Annotated in this window: 28 protein-coding genes, 1 tRNA gene and 2 pseudogenes; 21 read left to right on the forward strand and 10 right to left on the reverse strand. The window is 63.6% G+C overall.

Annotated features, from left to right (window positions below; genetic code table 11):
• The first annotated feature begins 230 nt into the window (after positions 1-230).
• The gene (locus tag IEX78_RS19025; RefSeq protein ID WP_188830384.1) at positions 231-1,034 is read left to right on the forward strand and encodes a DUF72 domain-containing protein; all 804 of its coding nucleotides are present in this window, start codon (positions 231-233) and stop codon (positions 1,032-1,034) included.
• Here IEX78_RS19025 and IEX78_RS19030 read toward each other — a convergent pair.
• Positions 1,000-3,030: a CocE/NonD family hydrolase gene (locus IEX78_RS19030; protein ID WP_188830385.1), complete on the reverse strand. Its 2,031-nt coding sequence runs from the start codon at positions 3,028-3,030 to the stop codon at positions 1,000-1,002. The genes IEX78_RS19025 and IEX78_RS19030 overlap by 35 nt on opposite strands.
• A gap of 144 nt (positions 3,031-3,174) precedes the next feature.
• Here IEX78_RS19030 and IEX78_RS19035 point away from each other — a divergent pair, with 144 nt between their 5' ends.
• From IEX78_RS19035 to IEX78_RS19050, 4 genes are all read left to right on the forward strand, one after another.
• On the forward strand, positions 3,175-4,260 hold the full coding sequence (locus tag IEX78_RS19035; protein ID WP_188830386.1) for an S-(hydroxymethyl)mycothiol dehydrogenase: 1,086 nt from the start codon (positions 3,175-3,177) through the stop codon (positions 4,258-4,260).
• On the forward strand, positions 4,257-4,883 hold the full coding sequence (locus IEX78_RS19040) for an MBL fold metallo-hydrolase (RefSeq protein ID WP_188830387.1): 627 nt from the start codon (positions 4,257-4,259) through the stop codon (positions 4,881-4,883). The genes IEX78_RS19035 and IEX78_RS19040 overlap by 4 nt, the downstream gene beginning before the upstream one ends.
• 120 nt (positions 4,884-5,003) lie before the next feature.
• A complete protein-coding gene (locus IEX78_RS19045) occupies positions 5,004-5,261 on the forward strand; it encodes a hypothetical protein (protein ID WP_188830388.1) in 258 nt (85 codons plus the stop codon).
• A 59-nt stretch (positions 5,262-5,320) separates the two neighbouring features.
• Complete coding sequence (locus tag IEX78_RS19050; RefSeq protein WP_188830389.1) at positions 5,321-5,566, forward strand: plasmid stabilization protein; 246 nt, start codon at positions 5,321-5,323, stop codon at positions 5,564-5,566.
• 133 nt (positions 5,567-5,699) lie between these two features.
• Here IEX78_RS19050 and IEX78_RS19055 read toward each other — a convergent pair whose 3' ends face one another.
• Positions 5,700-5,999: a hypothetical protein gene (locus IEX78_RS19055; protein ID WP_188830390.1), complete on the reverse strand. Its 300-nt coding sequence runs from the start codon at positions 5,997-5,999 to the stop codon at positions 5,700-5,702.
• A 4-nt stretch (positions 6,000-6,003) separates the two neighbouring features.
• Positions 6,004-6,390, reverse strand: a complete 387-nt coding sequence (locus IEX78_RS19060; RefSeq protein WP_188830391.1) for a hypothetical protein — start codon at positions 6,388-6,390, stop codon at positions 6,004-6,006.
• 202 nt (positions 6,391-6,592) lie between these two features.
• Between IEX78_RS19060 and IEX78_RS19065 the strand changes: the two genes are divergently transcribed.
• The 5 genes from IEX78_RS19065 (at position 6,593) to IEX78_RS19085 (ending at position 11,369) form a co-directional block, all read left to right on the forward strand.
• Positions 6,593-7,234, forward strand: a complete 642-nt coding sequence (locus IEX78_RS19065) for a TetR/AcrR family transcriptional regulator (protein ID WP_188830392.1) — start codon at positions 6,593-6,595, stop codon at positions 7,232-7,234.
• A 78-nt stretch (positions 7,235-7,312) separates the two neighbouring features.
• Positions 7,313-8,416 carry an MBL fold metallo-hydrolase gene (locus IEX78_RS19070; RefSeq protein WP_188830393.1) on the forward strand — a complete coding sequence of 368 codons (1,104 nt, stop codon included), beginning with the start codon at positions 7,313-7,315 and terminating at the stop codon, positions 8,414-8,416.
• Between the two features lie 132 nt (positions 8,417-8,548).
• The gene (locus IEX78_RS19075; protein WP_188830394.1) at positions 8,549-10,129 is read left to right on the forward strand and encodes a tannase/feruloyl esterase family alpha/beta hydrolase; all 1,581 of its coding nucleotides are present in this window, start codon (positions 8,549-8,551) and stop codon (positions 10,127-10,129) included.
• A 33-nt stretch (positions 10,130-10,162) separates the two neighbouring features.
• Positions 10,163-10,801 (forward strand): pentapeptide repeat-containing protein, encoded by a 639-nt coding sequence (locus tag IEX78_RS19080; RefSeq protein WP_188830395.1) that lies wholly within the window; start codon positions 10,163-10,165, stop codon positions 10,799-10,801.
• 22 nt (positions 10,802-10,823) lie between these two features.
• Complete coding sequence (locus tag IEX78_RS19085) at positions 10,824-11,369, forward strand: hypothetical protein (RefSeq protein ID WP_188830396.1); 546 nt, start codon at positions 10,824-10,826, stop codon at positions 11,367-11,369.
• A gap of 10 nt (positions 11,370-11,379) precedes the next feature.
• Here IEX78_RS19085 and IEX78_RS24775 read toward each other — a convergent pair whose 3' ends face one another.
• Together IEX78_RS24775 and IEX78_RS24780 are read right to left on the reverse strand one after the other, a co-directional pair.
• Positions 11,380-11,523, reverse strand: a complete 144-nt coding sequence (locus tag IEX78_RS24775) for a hypothetical protein (RefSeq protein WP_373291634.1) — start codon at positions 11,521-11,523, stop codon at positions 11,380-11,382.
• A gap of 2 nt (positions 11,524-11,525) precedes the next feature.
• Positions 11,526-11,738 (reverse strand): annotated as a pseudogene (locus IEX78_RS24780) (hypothetical protein); the annotation flags it as partial.
• Between the two features lie 117 nt (positions 11,739-11,855).
• On the opposite strand from IEX78_RS24780, the gene IEX78_RS19090 reads away from it, so the two are divergent.
• Complete coding sequence (locus IEX78_RS19090) at positions 11,856-13,817, forward strand: UvrD-helicase domain-containing protein (RefSeq protein WP_188830397.1); 1,962 nt, start codon at positions 11,856-11,858, stop codon at positions 13,815-13,817.
• Positions 13,818-14,045: 228 nt separating this feature from the next.
• Complete coding sequence (locus tag IEX78_RS24545; protein WP_268240916.1) at positions 14,046-14,180, forward strand: hypothetical protein; 135 nt, start codon at positions 14,046-14,048, stop codon at positions 14,178-14,180.
• 70 nt (positions 14,181-14,250) lie between these two features.
• Here the strand turns inward: IEX78_RS24545 and IEX78_RS19095 are convergent, their stop codons facing one another.
• A complete protein-coding gene (locus IEX78_RS19095; protein ID WP_188830398.1) occupies positions 14,251-14,808 on the reverse strand; it encodes a dihydrofolate reductase family protein in 558 nt (185 codons plus the stop codon).
• Between the two features lie 1,529 nt (positions 14,809-16,337).
• Here IEX78_RS19095 and IEX78_RS19100 point away from each other — a divergent pair.
• The 3 genes from IEX78_RS19100 (at position 16,338) to IEX78_RS19110 (ending at position 19,400) form a co-directional block, all read left to right on the forward strand.
• On the forward strand, positions 16,338-17,942 hold the full coding sequence (locus tag IEX78_RS19100) for a long-chain-fatty-acid--CoA ligase (protein WP_188830399.1): 1,605 nt from the start codon (positions 16,338-16,340) through the stop codon (positions 17,940-17,942).
• Between the two features lie 37 nt (positions 17,943-17,979).
• Entirely contained in the window at positions 17,980-18,684 is a 705-nt protein-coding gene (locus IEX78_RS19105; RefSeq protein ID WP_188830400.1) for an AfsR/SARP family transcriptional regulator, read from the forward strand.
• 443 nt (positions 18,685-19,127) lie between these two features.
• Positions 19,128-19,400: a hypothetical protein gene (locus IEX78_RS19110; protein WP_229684106.1), complete on the forward strand. Its 273-nt coding sequence runs from the start codon at positions 19,128-19,130 to the stop codon at positions 19,398-19,400.
• On the opposite strand, the gene IEX78_RS19115 is transcribed toward IEX78_RS19110, so the two are convergent.
• Positions 19,347-20,066, reverse strand: coding sequence for an NAD(P)/FAD-dependent oxidoreductase (locus IEX78_RS19115; protein ID WP_188830402.1), 720 nt, complete (start codon positions 20,064-20,066; stop codon positions 19,347-19,349). The genes IEX78_RS19110 and IEX78_RS19115 overlap by 54 nt on opposite strands.
• The gene (locus IEX78_RS19120; protein WP_188830784.1) at positions 20,059-20,199 is read right to left on the reverse strand and encodes a hypothetical protein; all 141 of its coding nucleotides are present in this window, start codon (positions 20,197-20,199) and stop codon (positions 20,059-20,061) included. Before IEX78_RS19120 ends, IEX78_RS19115 begins: the two co-directional genes overlap by 8 nt.
• Between IEX78_RS19120 and IEX78_RS19125 the strand changes: the two genes are divergently transcribed.
• The 5 genes and pseudogenes from IEX78_RS19125 to IEX78_RS19140 all read left to right on the forward strand — a co-directional run bounded on the left by IEX78_RS19125 (position 20,192) and on the right by IEX78_RS19140 (position 21,618).
• On the forward strand, positions 20,192-20,413 hold the full coding sequence (locus IEX78_RS19125) for a hypothetical protein (RefSeq protein WP_188830785.1): 222 nt from the start codon (positions 20,192-20,194) through the stop codon (positions 20,411-20,413). The genes IEX78_RS19120 and IEX78_RS19125 overlap by 8 nt on opposite strands.
• 5 nt (positions 20,414-20,418) lie before the next feature.
• A complete protein-coding gene (locus IEX78_RS19130; protein ID WP_188830403.1) occupies positions 20,419-20,586 on the forward strand; it encodes a hypothetical protein in 168 nt (55 codons plus the stop codon).
• Between the two features lie 126 nt (positions 20,587-20,712).
• Positions 20,713-20,844 carry a DUF6892 domain-containing protein gene (locus tag IEX78_RS24550; RefSeq protein ID WP_268240917.1) on the forward strand — a complete coding sequence of 44 codons (132 nt, stop codon included), beginning with the start codon at positions 20,713-20,715 and terminating at the stop codon, positions 20,842-20,844.
• Positions 20,845-21,111 (forward strand): annotated as a pseudogene (locus IEX78_RS24785) (DUF6892 domain-containing protein); the annotation flags it as partial.
• A 78-nt stretch (positions 21,112-21,189) separates the two neighbouring features.
• Complete coding sequence (locus IEX78_RS19140) at positions 21,190-21,618, forward strand: hypothetical protein (protein WP_188830405.1); 429 nt, start codon at positions 21,190-21,192, stop codon at positions 21,616-21,618.
• A 312-nt stretch (positions 21,619-21,930) separates the two neighbouring features.
• Here IEX78_RS19140 and IEX78_RS19145 read toward each other — a convergent pair.
• Positions 21,931-22,003, reverse strand: a tRNA-Asn gene (locus IEX78_RS19145).
• Positions 22,004-22,224: 221 nt separating this feature from the next.
• Between IEX78_RS19145 and IEX78_RS19150 the strand changes: the two genes are divergently transcribed.
• Positions 22,225-22,473 (forward strand): hypothetical protein, encoded by a 249-nt coding sequence (locus IEX78_RS19150; protein ID WP_188830406.1) that lies wholly within the window; start codon positions 22,225-22,227, stop codon positions 22,471-22,473.
• A 65-nt stretch (positions 22,474-22,538) separates the two neighbouring features.
• On the opposite strand, the gene dnaG is transcribed toward IEX78_RS19150, so the two are convergent.
• A complete protein-coding gene (gene dnaG / locus IEX78_RS19155; RefSeq protein ID WP_188830407.1) occupies positions 22,539-24,401 on the reverse strand; it encodes a DNA primase in 1,863 nt (620 codons plus the stop codon).
• Positions 24,402-24,410: the final 9 nt, after the last annotated feature.

The raw sequence follows: 24,410 nt of genomic DNA on the forward strand, positions 1-24,410 counted from the left end.
CATCGAATACCAGCGATGATGCTGGCCAACGACGCCTTGTTCTCGACGCCGCCGACCAGTTGCTGGTTTGTAAGGTGCGGGAAGGAGGTGCGTGGTCATGTTCGTCGAGTTCTTGGAGCTTTTCTGGGACTTTCTGACCGCTCTCTTCATCGGCTGATAGGTAGCCACAGCCGCGTCGGTGGTGTCGCACCTCTGTCCGGCACCACCGACGCGGTGAGCTGGTGCGCGTCATGACCATGCTCATCGGCACCTCAGGCTGGCAATACCAATCCTGGCGCGGCATCCTCTACCCGCGCGACCTCCCCATGCGACTCTGGCTTGAGCGCTACGCCGAAGCGTTCGCCACCGTCGAGTCGAACGCGGCCTTCTATCACCTACCAACCAAACAGGTATTCGAAGGCTGGCGTGCCCGCACTCCCGACGACTTCATTTTCGCCGTCAAAGCCAGCCGCTACCTCACGCACATCAAACGCCTGCGCGAACCGGCCGAACCGGTCGAACGCCTACTCGACCGCGCGAGCGGCCTCGGCGACAAACTCGGCCCGATCCTGCTGCAACTCCCGCCCACTTTGCGCGGCGACCCCGAGCTACTCGACGAAACGCTCGCGCTGTTCCCCGCGACCGTGCGCGTTGCCGTCGAACCACGCAACGACAGTTGGTGGACCGACGACGTCCGCAACGTCCTCGAATACCGCAACGCCGCCCTATGCTGGGCCGACCGCGAAGCGAAACCCATCACGCCGCTGTGGCGCACCACCGACTGGGCCTACCTGCGCTTACACGCCGGACTCGCCACGCCCAAACCGAGCTACGGCAGCGCGGTCCTCACCGAATGGGTCGACCGCTTGCGCGAAACCTGGTCGGATGAGTCCGACTGCTTCGTCTATTTCAACAACGACGCGCGCGGCGCGGCGGTCCGCGACGCGGTGCTGTTCGGCCAGCTCACCAAGGCGGCGGGCTCGCCGATCAGTCGCATTCCCACGCTCGACAAGGGTGTCGTCACCATCCCGTCGGGCGATCCAGCGGAACATTGATCCAGCTCGGATTCGCCGGGTCGAGTTCGAGATGCTGTGTGCGCAACTGACTTTCGTTGAGCAGCGGACGCAGCAGCACGCCGGACGGGAAGTTGCCAGCGAACACGTCGACGCGCAGGCGATGCCCTGGCTTCAACAGCGCGTCGGTCGCGCGCACGCCGATGTCGATCGTTGTCGCCTCGCCCGGCACGATCGGCTGACGGGTGTCGAGCGTCAGGACTGGGTAGGGGTCGGTGTAGTCGCCGTTGGGTGAGCGGGTCGACTTCGCTTCGTCGATCGCACGCAGTGACGCGGTGAGCTGGCCCTGGGTAAGAACCGTCGACTTCCCGTCTGGCGCAACGTCATTGACCGTCACCGACCAGTACCCGTCGGTCGCGTCGAGCACGGTGTTGAGGTGGACACCGATCGGGCCGGACAGTCGGGTGTCTTCACTGACCGGCGCGGTCGTGAAGGTAAGCGCGGCACCTTCGCTGATCCGCGCGTCCTTGATGCACACGTCGGGCAGCGGAAGCATGCCCGCGGTTCCTTGCGCGGCATCGCGGGAGCACGTTGTCGCCAAAGTGGGGTCGACCGAAATACGCTGCGCAGCACCGGGTTCGGGTTTCAGACTGCCGTCGTAGCGCGCGCCCGCTGCCGAGCCCGACGAGGCCGGGTCGAGGTAAAGGCGACGGTAGGTCATCCCGGGACGCGGGAACGCCGTGTCGCTTGTCCAGGTCTCGCTGCCCTGCTGCCACAACGTAACTGGCGAGTACCGGTCGATTCCGTTGTCAATTCCCTTGAGCCACTTGTCAAACCACGCGCGTTGGAGCACTTGGAGTGGCGCTGGGCCGCCCGCGGTGCCCATCCCCGAACCCAGCGTCACGTGATAGACGTTGTCCATCACCAACTTCTTTTGTGCCGCTTCAACATTCACCGCGTTATAGATGCGCGGGGTTGAGTAGGTGAAGATGTCGTGCCAGCCGCCGTAGAGGAACGTCGGGATGGTGATCTGGTCAGGATGGCCAACCCAGGCGGTGCGCAGTGGCGAGCCGTCGTCGAGGATGTGTTCGAGTTCCGGCGGAATGTCGTTCACGCTCGCAGTGGTGAGTGCGGCGATGAGCACGTTGAAGAAGGTGAAGGGGTCGCGCACGCGGTCGCGCAACCACGTCCAGTCGAACCGGCCGCCGATGATCGAGACCAGGTCAGGAAGCAGTTTCGCGGCGTCGACGGCGAGCAGCCACTCGGGCAGGAAGCCGACGCCGAGCGCGCCACCGGGGGCGGCGACGTCGCGGATCAGGTCGCTGCCTGGCACAACGGGGAAGATCGCCTTGAGCGCTTCGGGATGACGTTCGGCGGTTTGCAACTGGTTGATGCCCGAATACGAAACGCCGCTCATGCCGATGCGGCCATTCGACCAGCCCTGTGCGGCAGCCCAATTCACCACTTCGACACCGTCGAGCTGTTCGCGTTCGCCGAAAACCTGCCAGGTGCCCTGCGAGAAACCGGTGCCGCGCACGTCGACAACGACCTGGGTGTAGCCGCTTTGGATGAGCGTGCGGTCGACCGCGAAGGTGCGCGCGCCGCCGCCGGGCAGCACCTTGAGAATATCGGAGACGCTGGAGAAGCCGTAGGGGCTGAAGTCGAGGTTGCGCAGGATCGGCGTGAGGAAATCGTTGAGGCCGGGCACCGCGAGCGCAGAGTCCGCGACGTTGGTCACGAGCTTGGTGTAGGGCGTCATGTTGACGACTGTCGGCGTCGGTTCGGTGATCGGCTGACCGTTCGCACCCGCCGGGTGATAGACGTTGGCTTTCAATACGGTGCCGTCGCTCATCGTGATGGGGACGTCCCATTCGATGAAAACGTTCGGGTATTGCTGCGGCCCTGAATGAGTCGCGATGAAGCTCGCGTCCAAGTCGGGCTCGGCTGGCGACGCCGCGACCGGCATGGATATGGCAACGCCCGCGACAACAGTGGCGGCGACCGCGACCGCGGCGAGCCACCCTCGATGGTTCCTCATCTTCGGCTGTGCGCCCTCCCAGCATCGGGAACCACATCGTTCCCGTCTGCGAGAAAGGTAGCGTGCGTCACTGTCTGGGACAAGAGGGAGTTGCGTTGCCCGATATCGTCGACGGCAACGCCACATCCGACCGAGGAGGTTCCCATGCCGGACACCGTGCGCGGCGTCATCGCCCGCGAAAAGGACGCGCCTGTCGAAACGGTCGACATCGTCATCCCCGACCCCGGGCCGCACGATGTGGTCGTCCGCGTCGACGCGTGCGGTGTTTGCCACACCGACCTGCACTATCGCGAAGGTGGCATCAACGACGAATTCCCGTTCCTGCTTGGGCACGAGGCGGCGGGCGTTGTCGAGACGGTCGGTTCGGCGGTAACCCATGTGGCCGTTGGTGATTCGGTTGTGTTGAACTGGCGCGCGGTGTGCGGGGAATGTCGCGCGTGTAAGCGCGGAAAGCCGCAGAACTGCTTCGATACGCACAACGCGTCGCAACCGATGACGTTGGTTGACGGCACCCCGTTGTCGCCCGCGCTGGGGATCGGTGCGTTCGCCGACAAGACGCTCGTGCACGAAAAGCAGTGCACCGTCATCGATTCCGACACCGATCCGGCCGTTGCCGGGTTGCTTGGCTGTGGCGTGATGGCGGGCATTGGGGCCGCGGTGAACACGGGCGCGGTCGGTCGCGATGACACCGTCGCGGTGATCGGCTGCGGCGGAGTTGGTGACGCGGCCATCGCGGGCGCACGGCTGGCCGGGGCGCGCACGATCATCGCGATCGACCGCGACCCACGGAAACTGGAGTGGGCGAAGGACTTTGGCGCGACGGCCACCGTCGACGCGTCGACCGAAGACGTGGTGGAGCGCGTTAAGGAACTCACTGGCGGATTCGGCGCGGACGTGGTGATCGACGCCGTTGGCCGCCCCGAGACCTACAAGCAGGCGTTTTACGCGCGCGACCTGGCAGGCACGGTCGTGCTCGTCGGCGTGCCAACCCCGGACATGACCTTGGAAATGCCGCTGATCGACTTCTTCTCGCACGGCGGTTCGCTGAAGTCGTCGTGGTATGGCGATTGCCTGCCCGAGCGCGACTTCCCGACGCTGCTCGATCTGTACCGCCAGGGCCGACTTCCGTTGGAGCGCTTCGTTACTGAGCGCATCGCATTGGACGAGGTTGAGCAGGCGTTCGCCGCGATGGGCGAGGGCAACGTGCTGCGTTCGGTGGTTGTGCGATGAGCCCGCGCGTTGAGCGCATCGTCACGTCGGGGACGTTCTCGCTCGACGGCGGGACGTGGGAGGTCGACAACAATGTGTGGTTGATCGGCGACGACGAGCAGGTGCTGATCGTCGACGCTGCCCACGACCTCGACACCATCGCCGCCGCTGTCGGCGACCGTGAGGTGCGCGCGGTGCTGGCAACGCATGGCCACAACGACCACATCACCGTCGCGCCGGAGTTGGCTGCCCGCTTCGACGCCCCGATCCTGCTGCACCCTGCCGACGACATGCTGTGGCAGATGACGCACCCGGGCGTGGCGTACAAGTCGTTGCTCGATGTTCCGCGAATTACGGTGGGCGGCACCGAGATTGACGTGTTGTCGACGCCTGGCCACTCCCCCGGGTCGGTTTCCTTGCACGTTCCCGCGCTGAACGCGCTGTTCACGGGCGACACGCTGTTCAACGGCGGCCCTGGTGCGACGGGCCGCTCGTTCAGTGACTTCGCGACGATCATCGCGTCGATTCGCGACCGGCTGCTCACGTTGCCGGACGAGACTGTCGTCCATACCGGCCACGGTGAGACGACGACAATCGGTGCGGAGAAACCCGCGCTCAGCGACTGGATCGCGCGGGGGCACTGAACACGTTTTCGCATCACCACCGATCCAACCGCGGCGCGACAACGAATAAATGACAGGTCAGTGAGCTGACCTGCGGGGATCTCCCTCCCGCCCGTATTCGAACTGAATCGGCAGGACAGCATGGTGATCAATTCCGAACTCGCGCCGCACGCTCTTCCCGACTCCACCCGTTCCGACGCCGCACCAGCATGGGCCCCACCGCTACTGCTGCTCGCCTTGCTCAACCTCAGCTTCGACCTGGTCGCCCTGATCCCCCTCGGCGATTGGATGACCGACCACGGCATCCTCACCGTGAGCGCCATCTATTTCCTCCACGTGCTGAGCGGCACGGCATTGGCCTGCTGGACCGTCGCCCAGGTGCGCCTGATCCCGGACTAAGACTTCCGTCCCTTGCACCTAGCCGGACCTGCGGTGACTATGGAGCGAGGAGGTGTCACATGACCGAGGACTGGAGCCCGAAACGGCAGCGCCAATACAAGGACATCAAGGCATCAGAGGAATCCCGGGGCGTCAGCGAACGCACCGCCGAACACATCGCGGCGGCGACGGTAAACAAGCAGCGCGCGGAATCGGGCGAGACAAAGGAAGACCTGTACCGCGAGGCCCAGCGTTTAGACATCCACGGCCGATCGACGATGTCGTACGAGGAATTGGCGAAGGCGGTGAAGGGGGCGAAGGAGTAGGCGTCGTCGCGAAACAGCTATCGCGGGCTCACCTTGGGCATGGCAACCGAAGGGTTGCGCTAACGGTGGCATATTCGTGCAAGTTCGCGGCTACGGCCCCTAAATTCCGCCGTTTGGCCCCGAATGTGCACGTTTATGCCAAGTGGGCTTTCCCCGTCCTCCGCATAAACGCCACCGTGAAACTCTGCCGGTCCAGTTGCGGCGTCACCACGCTCACCAACTCCCAGCCCTGTGACTCAAGCAGCTCGATGCCGTTGGTCAGATGCACAATCGGCTCCAACAGTGCGCGCTGATAGCCGTCGGTCCCGAAGACAAAGCCTCCTGACGGCGGCGCGCTTAGCACCAGATGCCTGCGCGGATAGTTGCGCAGGTCAACCACACCGTTCAGCACAGCGATCACGTCGAAAATGGGGCCCGGTAGCGGCGCTGTCACCGACTCAACTTTCCTCACCCGACGGCGGTGAGATTCGGCGTGGGCGTACCCGCCGACGCGGCACCGACGGGTCCATTCGTTCCCTGCGGGATGCGTCGAGGTCGACAACATTGCTGCCAAGGTCAACCGGTGCCATCCACGACTCTGTCTCGCGCTGCAACTCCGCGCGCGTGACCGGCCGGGTGGGCGACGGGTCATAATCACCGTCAGCCCACGGGTGCCGAACACCTTCGGTATCTGCGCGACTCCGTCGCGGCCGTTTCGGCAACCGCACCACATTCGACGCGTCACCTGCCGCCGACTCGGCGCTGCGCAACTGCTCCCACTTCTTACGCATGCGCTCGACCGCGTCAAAGCGGTGCTCCCCAGCGCCGCCGTCCTGATCCGACATCGAATTAACCGCGACCCAGTGCCGCAGCGACACCCGTCGACGCGAGGGCGGCTAGCTTGCCGAACTTCATTTTGGTTCTCACACTCACCCTCGCCTTGTGTTGTCAGCACCCCCAGCCTAGCTGGGCGGACCACTCGCGGTGCAAGCTGTCAAGGACCTGACTCGCCCACTGGGAGCAGCCACCTTAGGAGGACCGACCGCAATGCCAACCGCGCAGGGGCAACGACCCGGCCGCCGGTACTCCGGCATGGACGCCGAGGAACGCACGCGCGCACGTCGATCGGCGCTGCTCGACGCCGCGTTAGAGATGTTCGGCACGGGCGGTTTCACGAGCGCGACGGTCAAGCAAATCTGTGCGAAAGCCGCGCTCACCGAGCGGTACTTTTACGAATCTTTTCGCGATCGCGAAACCTGCTTAACCGCCCTTTACACCGAGCTGGTCGGCGAGCTCACTGTCGCGACGAACGAAGCGATCAGCGCTGCCGCGCCCGGCATCGAGTCAGCCATTCACGCTGGGCTTGGCGCGTTCGTCGGCTACCTGACCGACGATCCGCGACGGGCGAGGGTGATCCTCATCGAGGTGGTCGGCGTCTCCCCCGAACTTGAGGAACTCCGGCACGGCGTGCTGCGCGCGTTCGCCGACGTAATCGGTGCGGTGTGGGCGGCCGAACCCGACACCGACCCCGACGATGAGGATTCGCGACTGACCGCTGTCGCGTTGTCGGGCGCGGTCAACAACCTGCTAGTCGACTGGCTGATGACCGGACGACAGCAGACACCCGATGTCCTAACCCGGGTCTGCACAAGGCTTTTCGCAGCGGCAGCCGACGGTCTCCGCGGCTAACACTTGCCATTGAGGGCGACCCGGTTCCATACTGGGCAGCATCTGACATGCCGAAGTGTCAGATAAGGAGCGAACTGCATGACTACCGACCTGCGCCCGATTCCCGAATTCGCCGGAATCAACCACATCTGGCCGCGCGGAAACCGACTCACCGCGATCCGCGAAGCCGCGCTCGCCTACCGGGAACGCTTTCTCAGCCAAGGCCAGGTCACCGCGGTGAAAAGCATCGACATCGCCGCCGCCCCCTACCCCGCCCGCTTCGCGTTCCAGGGCTACTCGGTAAACGCGAATCCGATGATTTCGATCATCAACCGCATGTTCGTCGTCCAATTCGAAGGCTTCGACGGCAAACCAAAAACGCTGGTCTGGGAGCCGACGGTCGCTGCGGGCTCGGCGAAAGCGCCGTTTTATCGCAACCTGCAACGGTTCGCCGCGCGACTTGGCGTCGAGAAACTGTTCGTCAAGTACTACAACGATCCCGACGCCGTGCTCCCCGGCCTTGGCCTGCGCAATTCCGACGTCGACTACCTCAGTTTCGACCACTTACATGTCCAGGACGTTCGCATGATCATGGGCAGCAAGACCGTGATAGACGGCGAAACCGAGCCAAGGAAGCCGCTGTTTCCGCATGCGAAACTGCTGGTGCACCGCAAGGAACTCGGCACATTTGAAGCAATGCATCCGATGCAGTCGGCCTGGTACGTCGAAGGCGGAATGGACGGGGTCGACGAAGAGCGCCTTGAAGTATTCGATGGTGACGTCGAATTGGGCGTCGGCGTAAGCCTGCTGTGGACGCCCGGACACACCGACGGCAACCATTCCCTCGTGCTCAATACTCCTGACGGCGTCTGGGTTTCATCGGAAAACGGCATGGCCGCCGACAGTTGGCAGCCCGAATTATCGAAGATTCCCGGCGTGAAACAGCAGGCGCGGTTTTATGGCCGTGAAGTGGTACTCAATGGCAATACGCTGGAAGATTCGCTAGACCAGTACGACTCGATGGTCAAAGAGAAAACGATGGCATCGCCGTCGCGGCGCGATCCGCGTTGGTTGCAGATTATCCCGTCGTCGGAATGCGCGCCGTGGAAGCGGCAGTGGCCGGTGGTCCCGACATACAGTCATGGCGGGCTCAACTACGGGACGATCCAGGCTCCGGCAAACTCGCCGCAATCCCGTAACTAGGATCGCGACGATTCGAGGTATTCCGTTTACCTCGACAGGCTGAGATGCTGGGAGCGCGTTATCGGAGACTGCTCAGTCGGATCACCGCACGCCCCGACTGACCAGCACCGATAGCTCAAGGAACACCCGCTCATGAAACGTTCTGCCGCGACACTCGTTGGCGTCGCGATTACCGTCGCGGCTGCGGTTTTCGTCCCGCGCGCACTGTCCGAGAGCGCGCCGACCTGCGAATTCGCCAGTCTGGCCGCGCCCGAAGGCACGGTTATCGAATCGGTTGTCACGCGGGCGCATGAGGCGGGCACGTTCGAAGTGCCAACCGCGAAACCAGGCAAGGGCTACCAGGTGCCGGACGTTCGCGCGTACTGCCAGGTCACCGTCACGCTCGCGCATCCCGGCGCGGGCGACCACGTCAAGGCCGACGTGTGGCTGCCGAATGCGGGCTGGAATGGGCGACTTCAGGCGCTCGGCGGTGCCGCGTTTTCGGCGGGCAATGACGGCGGCGCCCTGGCACTGGCCGTGAAAGATGGCTACGCGGCCGCGACGACCGACGCTGGCGTGGGCGAGCGTTTCGACACTCGCTGGGCGTTGCGCCCGAACGGAACGGTCGACACCGAACTGCTGCGCAATTTCGGTTCCCGTTCCCAGCACGACCTCGCTGTACTGAGCAAAAACCTCATTCTGTCGTTTTATGGGAAAGCCGTTTCGTATTCATATTGGCGCGGGTGCTCAACGGGCGGACGCCAGGGTTACGCTGCCGCACAACAGCATCCGGGCGATTACAACGGTATTCTCGCAAATTCTCCTGCGATTAGCTGGAACCAATTTCAGCTCGCCGGATTGTGGCCGCAGGTCGTAATGAACGAGGCGCACACGTATCCGAGCAAATGCGTTTTCGCGGCGGTTAATCGTGCGGTCGTTTCGGCATGCGACGCACGCGACGGGGCGGTCGACGGCTTGGTGAGCGACCTCGCCCGCTGCGATTTCGACCCACGCACTTTGGTCGGCACAAGCGTGCTGTGCGAAGGGAAATCGGTGACCATTACCGAGGCGGATGCTGAAGTAGTGCGTCGCATTTGGGATGGTCCGCGCGATGCGTCTGGCAAGCGGCTATGGGCCGGACTTCCAGTAGGCGCAGATTTCGCTTATCTCGCCGAAACGAAGGGCGACCACGGTTCGCCTTTCGTTATTCCGGCACGCTGGGTCTCGTACTTCCTCAAGAAAGATCCGAAATTCGACGTTGCCACGCTAACCTCGGCACAGCTCGTTGAACTCTTCACTGACGCAACCGAATTCGACTCAATCATCGGCTCCGATAACCCTGACCTCTCGCGCTTCGCCCAAGCTGGCGGCAAACTACTCACCGTCCACGAGGAGTGGGACCAGCTGGTTTTCCCGCACGGCACGATCGAATACCGCGAAAAAGTGGAAGCGAAACTCGGTGCGCGCGTCGACGATTTCTACCGCGTCTTCGTCGCCCCAAGTTCGTCCCATTGCGCGCTCGGCACCAAAACTCCCGATTTCGCCGCACTCGTTGATTGGGTGGAAAAAGGAAAGGCCCCCGACACCCTCCGGGCCGAATTAACGAACGTCGACGGCAAACCGGTGCAGCGAAACCTGTGCCGCTACCCAACCATCTCGCACTACCCTGGCCACGGTTCCCTGACCGACCCGAACAGCTTCACGTGCGTCGCGCCTTCGGTGAGCGGGGGATAATCCGGCACCCGACCAACGACTGCGAGGTAGCACGTGCGCCAACTTGAGCAACTCTCGTTTTTTCGGCACCTTGAGTACGTCGAACAGCTCAGTGCCGAAGGCGACTTCGACTGCGCGCGCATCGAGCACCAGGAATACAAGGAAATTGACCTGCGTGATACCCGAATTTCGGATTCGGTGCTGCTCGACGTGACCTTCGCTGGCGGGGCGTTCGGTGCGGCCCGCTTCACCGATGTGTGGATGCGCGACGTCGTGATGACCGGATCGCACCTGTCCGATTCGCAGTGGCGCGACGTTGAGCTCGGCTCGTGTGCGTGGGTGGGGACTGATGCGATCGGCACCGAACTTCGCCGAGTCATCTTTGAGGGATGCAAGCTTGAGGGAGTGAATCTCCGTGGGGCCGTGCTGGATTCGGTGACCTTCCGCGATTGTGTCTTGCGCGACGTCGACCTTGGCGAAGCGAAGGTCACGTCGGTCACGTTCCCGGGCACTCGCATCACCAGCTTAGCGCTCAACAAGGCACGCTTGAAGAAGGTCGACTTTCGGGGCGCGGAGGGTCTATCGATCACCGACGGATTGGACGCTCTACGCGGCGCGACCGTGACCCCTGTTCAGCTAATGGAACTCGCCCCCACTTTCGCCGCCGCATTTGGGCTGGTCGTGAAGGAGTAAATCGCGCCGCGGCGAAATTCGCGTGCGCTTCGTGTTCGGTGAGCGGAAGATCGTTGCGGTGCGCTACACCAACGCCGAGTGTGTGAACTTTCGGGACTACCCGTTCGATCCCCCGTCGGGACCCGCGTGCCAGTGGATAGACATCAAACACTTCTCGATCGGTAACGTGTGCCTCTCTGATCAGGAATTACTCGCCGAGTTGATCAGCCAGCCGGAATACCACGACGGGTATATCGGTGCCGGGGTCGTCCCTTCCGATCCGCGCCACGGCCCATACTGGATCTCCGCGATTTCGCCGGGTGAATTCATCAAGGTAACCGCTGCCGAAGCGACAGCGGAAACCCACAAGTGGACCGCGAATTGCGGCACCCTTCGGCCGGAATTAACCGCGCGAATCGAGGCGACGGTTTTGACGCGTTTCGCGGAAGGCAACGCGATCTTCGTCTTGCCCAAGTTGCCTGACAGCGCGCACCACGATTACGGGTGGATTCACACGGAATTCCACGAATTCGCGGTCGTGTCGGCAGACCGAACCCGCCTGTCACTGATGGTTTTGGCGGACGACTGAGGGTGCCACGCTAAAAGACGGGGCGCGGGCACAGCACCACTCGCCACCCATCCGGGTCCGCGAACGTGACCGCGCCCGCCTTCTCCCAATAGGGATTTTCCGCATCGCCCCGCTGTACCCGTCGTGGTCGGCGAAGCGCCCAATGACCGCGAATCCCAGTGCGCCACTGTAGAACTCCTCGATGGCGGCAAGCTGATCAGTGGGCCGCGCCACCCGCACCTGCATAAACGCACTCACCCGCGAAACGCTACCCCGCGCCAAACCACTCAAGCACCTGCACGATGAACCCGTTCCCGTCAACAACTTGAAACAGGCGTTCGCCCCACGGTTGCGTGGTGAGCGGCAGCGTGAACTGGCACTGATTCGCATGGACGCGCCGCCACTAGCAAGGGATGCCAACCTCTCGCCAACCCTGAGCGATTAACTTGTCGCGCAGTGGATTACAGCGTCGCCTCGATACAGTGCTGACGCGCCAAAGGGGGTCACGTGGCCAATATTCACCGCGAGCGCATCGCCAGGTGGGCGGAGCAGCAGCTGGCTGAGCAGCGGCATCTTCCGCCTCAACAGCGGCGACTCCTAACGGGTTTGCTCACGACACCCGGGTGGCATTTGCTGCTCAGCCCTCGTCCGCCGTCGGCCAGCCGGGTTGCCGCGTACGCGCTCAGCAGGACTGGTGTCTTCGCGCTAACCTTCGTCGCGACGCCGCCATCACCGGAAACGCTACTCACCATCCGGCGAGAGGCAGAGCAAACTTTCGCACGACTCAGCATCAGCGGTACCCAATTCGTGCCACATTCGATCGAACTCGTTTTTCTTGTTCCATACGGGTCACGGATAACAGCCGCCGGGCGCTACCTGGTCGCCAACGAAACCAATTTCGTCCACATTCTCTCTCGCCGAGATAACCGAATGCGAACCGAGCGCGTCGCCGAACTCGCGACAGCGGCTGCCGAAATTCTTAATTCCTGGCAATGGCTTAGCTGGGGCGACGCGCCCCGCACCGAAACTATCGAAAGCACCGGATTATTCGCCGCGGAAGATATCGCGGCCGACGCCCGGTTAGCGGCGCTGCGCAAACCATTCAGCGACTGGATGACCTTCCTTGACCCCGAACAACTGCCGCACGTCACCGCCACGTTCACCGGTCCCGCGCGAATCAGCGGCCCTGCGGGCACGGGAAAATCCGTCGTCGCACTCCATCGCATGGCCCATTTTGTGAAGCGAAATTCAGGCCGCGTGCTGTTTACCACCTTCGTCAAGACCCTGCCCGCGTACCACCGGCGAGGTTTCGCACGGCTGGCACCGGATGCCGCTAATCGGGCCGTTTTCCTGGGCCTCCATGCGTGGGCGATGAAGTTCTTAAATCACCGGGGCGTCGAATTCAACCTCGACACCGATGTCGTTGACGTCGCGTTTAAGCACGCCTGGACCAGATCAGGAAAGGTGCTAGGTAACGTCAAGGACACCGACATCGGATACTGGCGTGACGAAATCTCCCGGGTCATTAAAGGTCGAGGGATTGCGACAAAAGACGTCTACAAACGTGTCCCGAGGAAAGGTCGCGACGGCATCAGCTTAGTGGCCGCACGCCGCGAATACGTCTGGGAGAACTGGTACCTGCCCTACCAGCGAACGCTCGACAAAGCAGGCGCACACGATTTCGATGACATCATTGCTCTCGCCGTCGCGGAAATCACCGCGCGACCTCTCGACTCCACCGAGAATTTCGCGATGGTGGTCGTCGATGAGGTGCAGGATTTCACCCTGATGCAATTGCGGCTGGTTCACCTTATTGCCGGCGGTGGGCCCGACGCACAGCTACTGCTGGTCGGTGACGGACAGCAACAGGTTTACGCGGGCGGCTGCACCCTATCGGAGGCTGGCATTTCGCTCGCTGGCGCACGTGGCCGCGTTCTGCGGAAGAACTATCGCAATTGCGAAGCGGTGCTGACGTATTCGCAACGTATTGAGGCGAGCAATGCCGTTGACGACCTCGATGGCGGCGCGGGCATTGCCTTGCGCGACAGTCCGCCGGTCCTGCCGGGCGGCCGGGTCGTCGATATGCACGTCGCGCGCCATGAGGTTGACGGTCTGCTGCCGAACGCCATCCGCGCGGCTGACCTTCCACCTGATGCTGAGGTCGCGGTGATCGTGAACTTCGCCAGTGAAGCGGCACGCTACCTGCGCGTTCTTCAGCGTGCGGGTTTCTCGACGCGCGCGCTGGAGGCCTATGACGGATCGCAGGTACACGAGATCAAGGTCGGCACAGTCCACCGTGCGAAGGGCATGGATTTCGCGGCGGTCTTCCACGTGACCGACGAACCGCCAACCGAGCTCAGTCGGCTGACCGGCGGTGCGCGCGATCGCGCCGAGATGCTCGCGCGCCAACTGCTCGTCGCGACGAGTCGGGCGCGCGACTATCTGTGGGTGGCCTACGTCGTTGATTGAAATCGTTCAGGCGGCGAAAATTCATGGGTCTCACCGTGTTTGGTTTCCGAACGAGCCTTGCGACAACCCCGCTACAAGTGGCTTCTTAGGGCCATAGCGCACCCTATAGTCGACTCACATCGCGTGAGCGGTAGCGGTAGTGCGGCGGGACCGGCAGTGGTTCGCCAGCGCTTCGGGGGAAGGAAATATGCGGTTCGCCCGGTCCCTTTTGTCAGTTCGGGTGCGGCAGTGAGTCGCGACCTCCAGCTCGCGATGATGAATTGTGGTGGGGCACTGAACATTTACTCGCGGGCGACGATCACCGTCGACGCGTCACAGTTCAGCGTGAACGATGCAGTCTTCGGGGACACCATGTTCATCTAGGCCGAATGCGGTTGCCGCGCAACGGAAGTAGGCGCGGCTCGCGCTCTCGGCTCTTGCCGGGGGCGCGACGCTAGCCGTTCGCGTCGCCCCGCGGTCCAACCACGCGGTATTTTCCCATCAGAAACGCTTTGTTCCTTGCCCATTCGAGCAGCTCGAAATCGAACGGCTTCGTGAACAGCGGCCGCCCCGACCCGACGGTGACGGGCGCGTAGCTGATCAGCAGCTCGTCCAACATTCCGTCGGTAGCGAACTGCGCCGCCAGGTCGCCGCCGCCAACGACCCACACGCCCTTGTCCCCCGCAGCCGCCTCTAGCGCGGCCCGGTGCGAGGCGGGCGTTCCGTCGACGACCTGAATCGATTCGTGGACCGGCGTCAACGCGCGATGCGTGAACACGAACGACGGCACGCTCGGGTACGGCCACTCCTCGCCCGACGCGGCGATGTGGTCGACCAGCCACTGATAAGTGGTGCGACCCATCGCAATCGCGCCGACCGACGTCATGAAGTCCTCGATATTCATCGGTCCGCGCTCATCGATTGGCTGGGACAGCAGCCAATCGAGACTGTCATTTTCGTCGGCGAGAAAACCGTCGAGCGTTGACGCGGTGTAGTAGGTGTACTTGGTCATGCGGTGCCTCCTGTGACGCGCGTGCACTGATCTGTCATGTGTGGCTGCCCACCAAGCGTCGGGTCATGATCCAGATGGTCGAGAGGTAACCGCAGTCATGACGACTCCCCACGACGAAGAGTACGCACGGGCAGTACAGCAACTGAACGAGTTCGAACAGGTGCGACTGCGCGCGTTGGATCCGGGCTGTCCACCGGCGATGCGCTGGGTGCGCAGTTCTTCATCATGGGACGATCGCTGTCGAATCTTCGGTCGGGCACCGCACCCGTGGGACCGTGGGCCTGGACCGATGACACCGAGATGGCCTGCGGCGTCGTCGCGGTAGCGGTCGCCGCGGGACAGGGGGCGTGCGCCCGCCAGACCCGAAATCCGCCCACGCCAACGGAGTTCCTCACCACCGTCCTGGGATACCTCGGACCCGGCGAGACAACGCACGGCATCCCACGACGGCAGCCCGGCCTGAACGCATCGAGGCGACCCTGGCGCCCGGTGGCGATGGGCGCGCGCTAAGGCGTCTGTCGCCGCGCAAGGGAAGAGGCGCCCGGCACGCAGGTGCTCACGAACGGAGTGCGCAGGCCCGATCCTCCTTGCCGCGCCGCAAGTCGGGGCACTCGTGGCGGCCCCCTGCAATCGGTGAGCACGCTGTGGTGGCGGCATCGGCCGAGTAGCTTTCGCCATCACAGCGTGCTGATCTTGATCAGCTAGTTCCGCCACCTGGACAGATGATCACCAGGCTGTGGTGGCGAAATTTCGCGCCGAAATTTATCCCTGAGAGCCTGGTGGACCGGCGTCCAACTCCGTGCTTCGAACGCAAAGGCCCGCTACCTGCCTAAACTGGTAACCGGCTACGCCCATCTGGGTGAATCCCTGTGCGCCACTGTAGAACTCCTCGACAGCGGCGAGCTGATCAGTGGCCGCGCGACCCGCACCTGCGCAAACACACTTACCCACGAAAACCTACCCCGCGCCACCCCACTCAAGCACCTGAACGATGAACCCGTTCCCGTCAACAACTTGAAACAGCCGTTCGCCCCACGGCTGCGTGGTGAGCGGGAGAACGAACTCGACTCCGGTAGCGCGAAGTCGGCTTTCCTCCGCGAATCAACAGTCCCGCGGCATAGGCAGCCGAAATGGGCGAGGGGCGAGCCCGCTTATCCGAGAGTGACTGTCTCGCAAGGTATTTCAACGTGGCGTGGCACAGACTTCGGTTACCACGCACGGTGGGCGATGACAGCGGTGGGCCCGACACGTCGGCCGAGATCAGGCCCTCGATCTCGGGTCAGATCCGCAGTATCGAGGTAGGCAGCAAAGCGCCCCCGCGTCGACAGCCATATCGTCAGCACCGATTTCCATCTCGCGATGATGAATTGCGGTGGGGCGGTCAACATCTACTCGTGGGCCACGATCGCCGCCGACGCACCGCAAGTCAGCGTCAACGACGCGATCTTCGGCGGCACGATGTTGTTCCGCTGGCGTCTCCGAAATCGGGAATTACTGGGCGGTTACTGCAGGTGGATACCGTTGAGCGCATGGTTATGCAGACGGAGCTGAAGAAGGTCGCGACGTCGGAGACGCTTTCGTCTGTCATCGGCGCGCACGCGGCGGGGCGCCCGGACGCCATCGCGTTGATCAGTGGGGATCGGGAAATCGACTATCGGGCCCTGCATCGGGCGGTCAATAAAGTCGCGCACGCGCTCACGGCGGCGGGGATCGGGCGCGGGGACCATATCGCCTATCTGGGGCGCGACAGCGAGCAGTTATACGAGTTGGTGATCGGCTCGTCTATCGTCGGTGCCATCGTCGTGCCGATCAACTGGCGGCTCACCCCGACCGAGATCGCGCACATTCTCACCGATTCGCAGTGCGGACTGCTATTTGCCGACGCGGCCGCCGCCGACATCGGCGCGGCGGCGTTGGCCCGGGCGACGAGAATGCATGAAGCCCAACAGGTCACCGTGATCGGGATGGACGCGACCGAGGACGGGGGCGGCGGTTTCACCAATTGGCTCGCGCCGCACCCGGACACGACACCGCCGGTGCGGGCGACGCGCGCCGACCCGGTCTTGCAGATGTACACGAGCGGCACCACCGGGGCGTCGAAAGGCGTCATGGTCGCGCAGGAGAGTTTGTTCGCGGTCTGGGATATCACGTTCTCGTCCGGCTGGGACTGGCTGGTGCCGCGCCCCGACGACCGCGCGTTCGTCGCGATCCCCGGCTTCCACATCGCGGGTCACGCGTGGGTGATGCAGGGGCTGATTGCGGGCATCACCATCGCGATCATCCCCGAATTCACCCCGGGTGCCGCGCTTTCCACGATTCGGAAGCATCGGATCACCACGATGACCGCGGTCCCGGTGATGTTGGCGCTTATCCTCACCGAGCCAGGCGTGACCGGTGCGGATTTCGACCTGCTCCGGCAGATCTCCTACGGCGGGTCACCGATCCCGGAGAGCATGCTCATGCATTGCATGGAGAAATTCCAGTGCGAGTTCGTCCAGTTCTACGGCATGACCGAAACCGTGACGCCCGTGTCGTTCCTGCCACCGTCGGAGCATGTCGCGGGCGGTGCACGGCTGCGTTCGGCCGGACGGCCTTACCCCGGCTGCGAGATCGCGGTGATCGACGACAGCGGCGAGCCATTGCCGCCGCGCCAGGTGGGCGAGATCGTCGTCCGGCCGCCCGCGCCGATGCTCGGCTACTGGAACCGACCGGAGGCGACGGCGACGACGCTGGTCGACGGATACGTCCACAGCGGTGACGCGGGCTGGCTTGACGAGCAGGGCTATCTGTTCGTCAGCGACCGCATCAACGACATGATCATCGTGGGCGGCGAGAACGTGTATCCCGCCGAGGTGGAGAACACCATCACCAGCCATCCCGCCGTCCAGGACGCGGCCGTCGTCGGCATTCCCGACGAGCGTTGGGGCGAGGCGGTGCACGCCTTCATCGTGGTGCGGCCCGGGCAGACGGTCACCGGCCGCGAACTGTCGTTGTATCTGCGCGACAAGGTCGCCGCGTTCAAACGTCCGCAGCGTTTCGACGTCATCGCCAGCCTGCCGCGCAATGCGAGCGGCAAGATCCTGCGACGGGAGCTGCGGCGCAAGTTCTGGGAGGGGCGCGAACGCGCGGATTGAGGCCTACGCGAACGACGAGCGGATCGATCTCGGTGGGGTGACGCGTCGGGCGGTGTTGGGTTACCTGCTGCTGCACCACAATCAGGTCGTTCCGGCGAGCCGCTTGCGCAAGGCGCTGTGGGCCGACGATGCTCCGCCGACTGCCCGCAAGATCGTGCAGAATTCGATTTCGACCTTGCGCAAGACCTTCGTCAAACACGAGTTCGACGGTGTCGAGCTGGTGACGCAGACGCCCGGCTACCTGTTGCGACTCGACCCCGACACCGTTGACCTTTACCGATTTCGCAAACTCGTGCGGCTGGGTCGGCGGGAACTCGACGACGGCCATCCGGCGCTAGCCCGCGCCTATCTACGCCAAGCGCTCGGCATGTGGTCGGGCGCTGCGATGGCCGATCTGCTGGAAGCGGGCCTCGGCTGGAACGAGTTGTCGGCCATCGAGGACGAGCGGCTGGGTGCATACGAGGATTGTTTCGACGCCGAACTCAGTTGCGGGCTCCATCGGGAACTCACGCCCGAGCTGGAATTGCTGACCACGACCGCACCGCAGCGCGAGAGTTTCTGTCGCCAGTACATGCTTGCCCTCTACCGCTGCGGCAGGCAGGCCGACGCGCTGAACTTCTATCAGTCATCGCGTGCCGCGCTGGTGGCCGATCTCGGGGTGGAACCGGGCCACGACCTGCGCCGACTGCACCAGCTGATCCTCACCCAGGATTCGTCACTGACCCAGCGCACCCCGGCCTGATCCAGGGCGGTGGTCAACACCGCGACAAACGATTCGACCACCGCCATGACAACGACGAAGGCGATGAGCGCGATCACCGCGGCGACGCCGGCGGCCCCAAGACCGCACATCCCGGCGATGAGCACGGCGATGCCGACGAGCGCGAGCGCGACGTCGGCACCGAGCAGCGACACCAGGCCCTTGTCGAGCTGGATTCGACCCATCGCGAGCGCCACCGCGCCGACCCCACTGGCCAGCACGACAGCGCACGCGAGCACCTGAACGAGGACCGAGATGTCGCGCTGTGGTTCGGTTTCGGTGGTGGTGACCACCACCGCGACCAGGAGCAGACCGAGGATGCGGCCGAGGACGCGGCCATCGACGGCACCTTCGCCGAACGCGTGTACGCGACCGCACGCATCCATCTCCGGTTCGCCGTCGAGAACGCGGCCCTGCTGACCCTGATGTTCAGCAGCAAACAGCACGCCGACGTCACCCCCGAATTGGCCGAGGCGATGCGCCGGACGTTCACCCCGGCCATCGCGCTGATGGCCGAGGGGCAACGCACAGGCGAGGTGATGCCCGGTGATCCGGCGCGAATCAGCATGTCGCTCGCGGCGGCGGTGCACGGTTTGGCCGACTTCGTCGTCTCCGGATTCCTCGCCGAAGAGGCCGCGGAACACCTACTGCACGACACGGTCACGAATTTCATTGTGGGACTTCGACCCCGAACGTGACGACAACGTCTCGAATCGGTAGTCGTCGATCGGGAAATGCCTACTGCGCCAACGGGCCTCGCACAGGGTCGATGGGCGCAGATAGGCCATGTCGCCCTGGGAGTTCACGTAATACGTTCGGAGACCGGCGTTTTGGACCGTGAAGTAGTGCTTGATCAGCTTGCCTCGGCTGCGGACCTGATCGTGGTAGTCGGCATGCGCTGACTCGCGCACTTCGACCACGGTCGCGCCACGCTCGCGACCCTTCGTGATGGCCCGAATCGCGTGTGTCGCACTGACTTCAACCAGGGTGTGCCACCCCGAGCCGGTCCACGAGTACGGGCCCGAGATCAGCCAGCGGTTCGGCAGTCGAGGGATGGCCACGCTCTCGTAGGCCTGAAGTCCCTTACTGGCGAAGAATTCGGCCAGGTCGAAGCCGTCACGCCCGACGACGGCACCCACGTGATAGCTCTCCGGATCGGAGAACATCTCGTATCCGGTGGCGAGCACGATCATGTCGTAGTCGCGTTCGACCCCGTCCACGGTGCGGATGCCCGACGCGGTGACGCGGTCGATCCGGTCGGTGCGCAGCGCGACATTAGCCCGATTGAAGGACTGGAGGAAGGTATTCGACGCGGTCGGGCGCTTGCCGATCGGGCCGTAGTCGGGGATCAGCCGCTCAGCCACCCTCGGAAAAGGCGGGCAACAGCAGCGCCAACGAGGTTGGGACGATGTCGCCGCCCGGTACGGTCTGCGCGAAAACGGTCGGCTCGAAGAACAGCGGGCCGAGGTCGGGGCACGCCGCGCCACCGGTGAGCACGGTCGCGCCCTCGGAGGCGGTCGAGGAGGCGCTCGCGCGACGGCCGGAGGTGCGTGACCAGCCGTATCGGGCGATCGTCGAGCACGTGGGTCCGATTCTCGCGGGCGACACCGTGACGATGCGCCAGGAAAGCAGCGACAGCGGCTTGTTCCTGCAACTCGACGTAGCTGGGGCGGCACGGACGTTGGCCAGCGTGGCCCGAATGGGTGCGTGATGAGAATGACTGTGTCACAAGATATTTCATCCTCGATCGACATCACGAACGCGGTATTCGACCACGCGGCGACCACCCCCGATCACGTTGTCTTCCAGCGCCCGACCTTGGGCGAATGGCACGACGTGACCGCCGCCGAATTCGCCCGGATCGTCTGTCGTTGCGGCTCCTGACCAATCGTGAAGAAGTACACGCCCGAGCGCTGACGCAGGCACATTCCACCGCCAAATGCGCTGAAGCTGACCGAGTTCGGGGCTCGGCACGAAGTAGTTGTCGTAGGCCGAAGCTAGGTTAATCTTGTGACTAAGTTCGTGGACTTCAATCTCAAACTCGCGGTTATCGAAGAGCTCATGTACAGCGAGTTCCCCGTGCTAGCGCCATGGTCCCTCCGCGCCACGCTGGAAGCCCGAGGTTTCGATGGCGACCTCTAGGTCATGCCGGAAGCTCAGGCCTACTTCGAGAGCCTTGAGCTATCGACCGGTCTCCTCGCAGGGATTGAACAGCTCGTCTTCGACGGAGCCTGCCAGGTTTACTCCGAATGCTGCCCGCATTGGGACGGTGAGGGCGAGCAGTTTGATGTCGCCAGTGTCGACGACCTCCACCTCCTCCCGAATCTGCAGCGCGTTCTGGGTGCGGAATTGCTCGCGCCCCATCTCCAGGTGACCTTGCGGGCCCGGGGCATCGAGTTGATCCACTAACCTCATTGCGCATAATGCGACCGAACCTGTTCAGGCACAAGAACTCTGGTGCAAATCAGCGCATCTAGCATTCGACGTGTGGACACCGTGATCGAATCAGCTCCATACACGACCGAGTGCATCGAATGCAGGTCGCCGATTGAAGTCACGATCATCGAAGTCCTCACCGCAGGTACGCATTGCTGGGACGTCGAAGGAGATTGCCCTCGCTGCGGGTGTCGTTGGACCGAATGCGGCTATCAGTCGCCGCTTGCTGGTATGCGCGCGGCGATTTTGGACGCGAATGGCCCGTCCACCCTCACCGTTGCTGCGGGCACCGCCACACTGGTGACGGTGATGCGCACCCTTCGCGAGGTCGGAGCGCTGTCGCTCACCGAAGCCCGCGCGATGGCCGAGGAACTCTGCACCAGGGGGCTTGAAGGAACCCGGGTCGAAATGGAGGTTCTGGCGACTGCACTGCGCGCGGCGGGTGCGATTGTCAGCATTCGGTCCAGCAGCGCGGTCTGAGCGTCGCTCGTCGTCAGTTGGGCGACCGCGTCGGCGCTCCGGCTCGGTGAGCACGCTTTGGTGGCGGCATCGGCCGAGTAGTTGTCGCCATCACAGCGTGCTGATCTTGATCAGTCAGACCCACCACCTGGACGGCTGATCACCAGGCTGTGGTGGCGAAATTTCGCACCGAAAAAGCCCGCTACCGGTCTAAGCCCGGACGTGCGCGAGGTGCTCGACCGGTACGCGGGGAAAGTAAGGGATTTCGACACTTTCGCCGCAAACACAAAACAGCCCGCCACCAGTTCGCACTGGTAGCGGGCTCTTTCACTGCTCCCCCATCTGGACTCGAACCAGAAACCTGCCGATTAACAGTCGGCTGCTCTGCCAATTGAGCTATAGGGGATTGCCCTGAGGTGTATTCTCAGGCGGTCTTCCTTGGCTTGGCTGACCGAGAAGAAACTTTAGCGCATCGGGTGCGCACTTCCCAAATCGGGTCTCTACCTGCGGCGATGCGGGGCGATGCGGTCGGTCTCGATGCGCGAAACACTCGGCCGGTCAGATCGACATTCGGGGGTCTGCTCGGGCAGGATGGGGCGCACACAATTGTGGGAGGAGCTTCACTAGATGCTGCGGTTGATGATCGGTGTCGCGGCCGGGTACGTGCTCGGCACCAAAGCTGGGCGCGCTCGGTATGAGCAGATCAGTTCGGCCACTCGGGCGGTCGCCGGGTCGCCGGTCACGAAGAAGTTGGTTTCGGCGAGTCGGCAGAAACTGTCCGACAAGTTGAGCACGCGGCCCAAGCTGGAGCCGATGGTGCCCGTCGACGAGCGCACCACCATCCTGGTCCCCCACGACCAGTTGCGCCGCCGGTAGGTTCCGCAGTTGGACCACGCGAGGCAGCCGAACGCAGCGCGTGGCCAACGACAAGTCGGCAACGGCTAGTTGCCCATTGCCCGCTGGCCCAGATCCTTGCGGTACGCCTCGAGCGCCACTAGGTCGCCGAAGAGTTGCATGTAGTCGTCGTCAGAGGCCGAGATCCGATGCAGGCGCGACTTGAGGTCGGCGATCTGGCGCCCAACCCAGACCTCCTGCACGCGCGCTAGCACCCCGGAGATCAGCCGTGGCACGTCATTCTGGGTTCGAACAGGCAACTGCTCACTTGCCAGCTCCGAGACCAGAGCGCGCAGCATGAGGTCGTCGCTTTGATCAGCCACAGCGGCGACCCATTCCGCACCAGAAAGCCCCGAACCGGTGCCGCCCGCCTTGCCGATCAACATCCGCACCATCTTGTACGCCGGATGCAGGAACGCGTCCGCGTCGATCTCGTCGAACGAAGGCCCTGCCACGCCAGGGTGTTGCAAAGCGGCACAAAGGCTTTGGCGGTGGGCGAGCAACGTCGGGTCGCGCGGGTCGGGGCGCACTGAGTCGACCGGCTTGGCCGCGACCTGCGTCACCGCACCCTGGTTGCCCTTGCGTGCCTCGTCACCGACTCGGCGGACCACCGACTGAATGTCGTCCTCACCAAGCCAGCCAGCCAGCTTCGTCGCATAACCCTTACGAGTCGCGTTGTCTTTGATCTTGGCAACGACGGGAATGGCGCGGTTTTGCGCCTGCACACGTCCCTCGACCGAGTCGAGGTCGTACTCCGCGAGGATTCCGCGAATCACGAACTCGTACAACGGAGTTCGCCGCGCGACAAGATCGCGCACCGCGGCATCGCCGGACCGCTCACGCAACTCGCACGGGTCGAGCCCATCCGGCGCGACCGCGATGTAGGTCTGCCCTGCAAGGCGCTGGTCGCCGCTAAACGCCTTCAACGCCGCCGCCTGACCAGCCGCGTCCCCGTCGAAGGTGTAGATGATCTCGCCGCGCCAGAAGTTGTCGTCCAGCAACAGCCTGCGCAGCACCTGCAAATGCTCCTCGCCGAAGGCGGTGCCACACGATGCGACAGCCGTCTTCACGCCAGCGAGGTGCATCGCCATCACGTCGGTGTAGCCCTCGACTACGACGGCCTGGTGCCCACGCGCGATCTCCCGCTTCGCATGGTCGAGGCCGAAGAGCACCTGAGACTTCTTGTACAGCAACGTTTCTGGCGTATTCACATACTTGCCAGGCATCGTGTCGTCGTCGTAAAGCTTGCGCGCGCCGAAGCCGATCACCTCGCCACCGAGGTTGCGGATGGGCCACAGCAGGCGCCGATGGAACCGGTCGATCGGCCCGCGCTTGCCCTGCTTCGACAGACCGGCGGCCTCAAGCTCCTTGAATTCGAAGCCCTTACGCAGCAGGTGTTTGGTGAGCGTGTCCCAGCCCGCGGGCGCGTAACCGCAGCCGAATTGCTGGGCGGCGGCACCATCGAACTTGCGGTCGGTGAGGTATTTGTGCGCGGCGGCAGCCTCAGGTTCGCGCAGCTTAGCGACGTAAAACTCGTGCGCGGCGGCGTTAGCGGCGACCAGTCGCGCGCGCGTTCCGCGATCGCGCTGCACCGAGGTGCCGCCACCTTCGTAGTTGATCTGGTAGCCGATCCGGTCGGCCATCTGCTCAACCGACTCAACGAAGCCGATGTGCTCGATCTGCTGCAGGAATTTGTAGACGTCACCGCCCTCGCCACAGCCGAAGCAGTGGAAAAGACCGTGGTTGGGGCGCACATGGAACGACGGCGACTTCTCGTCGTGGAACGGGCACAGGCCCTTCATCGAGTCGGCGCCCGCGCGTTTCAGCGCGACGTACTCGCCAACTACGTCTTCGATCCGAACTCGTTCACGGATCGCCGCGATATCGCGATCTGGGATTCGTCCGGCCACGCGAGTGAG

The organism is Nocardia camponoti (assembly GCF_014646135.1).
GTDB lineage: Bacteria > Actinomycetota > Actinomycetes > Mycobacteriales > Mycobacteriaceae > Nocardia > Nocardia camponoti.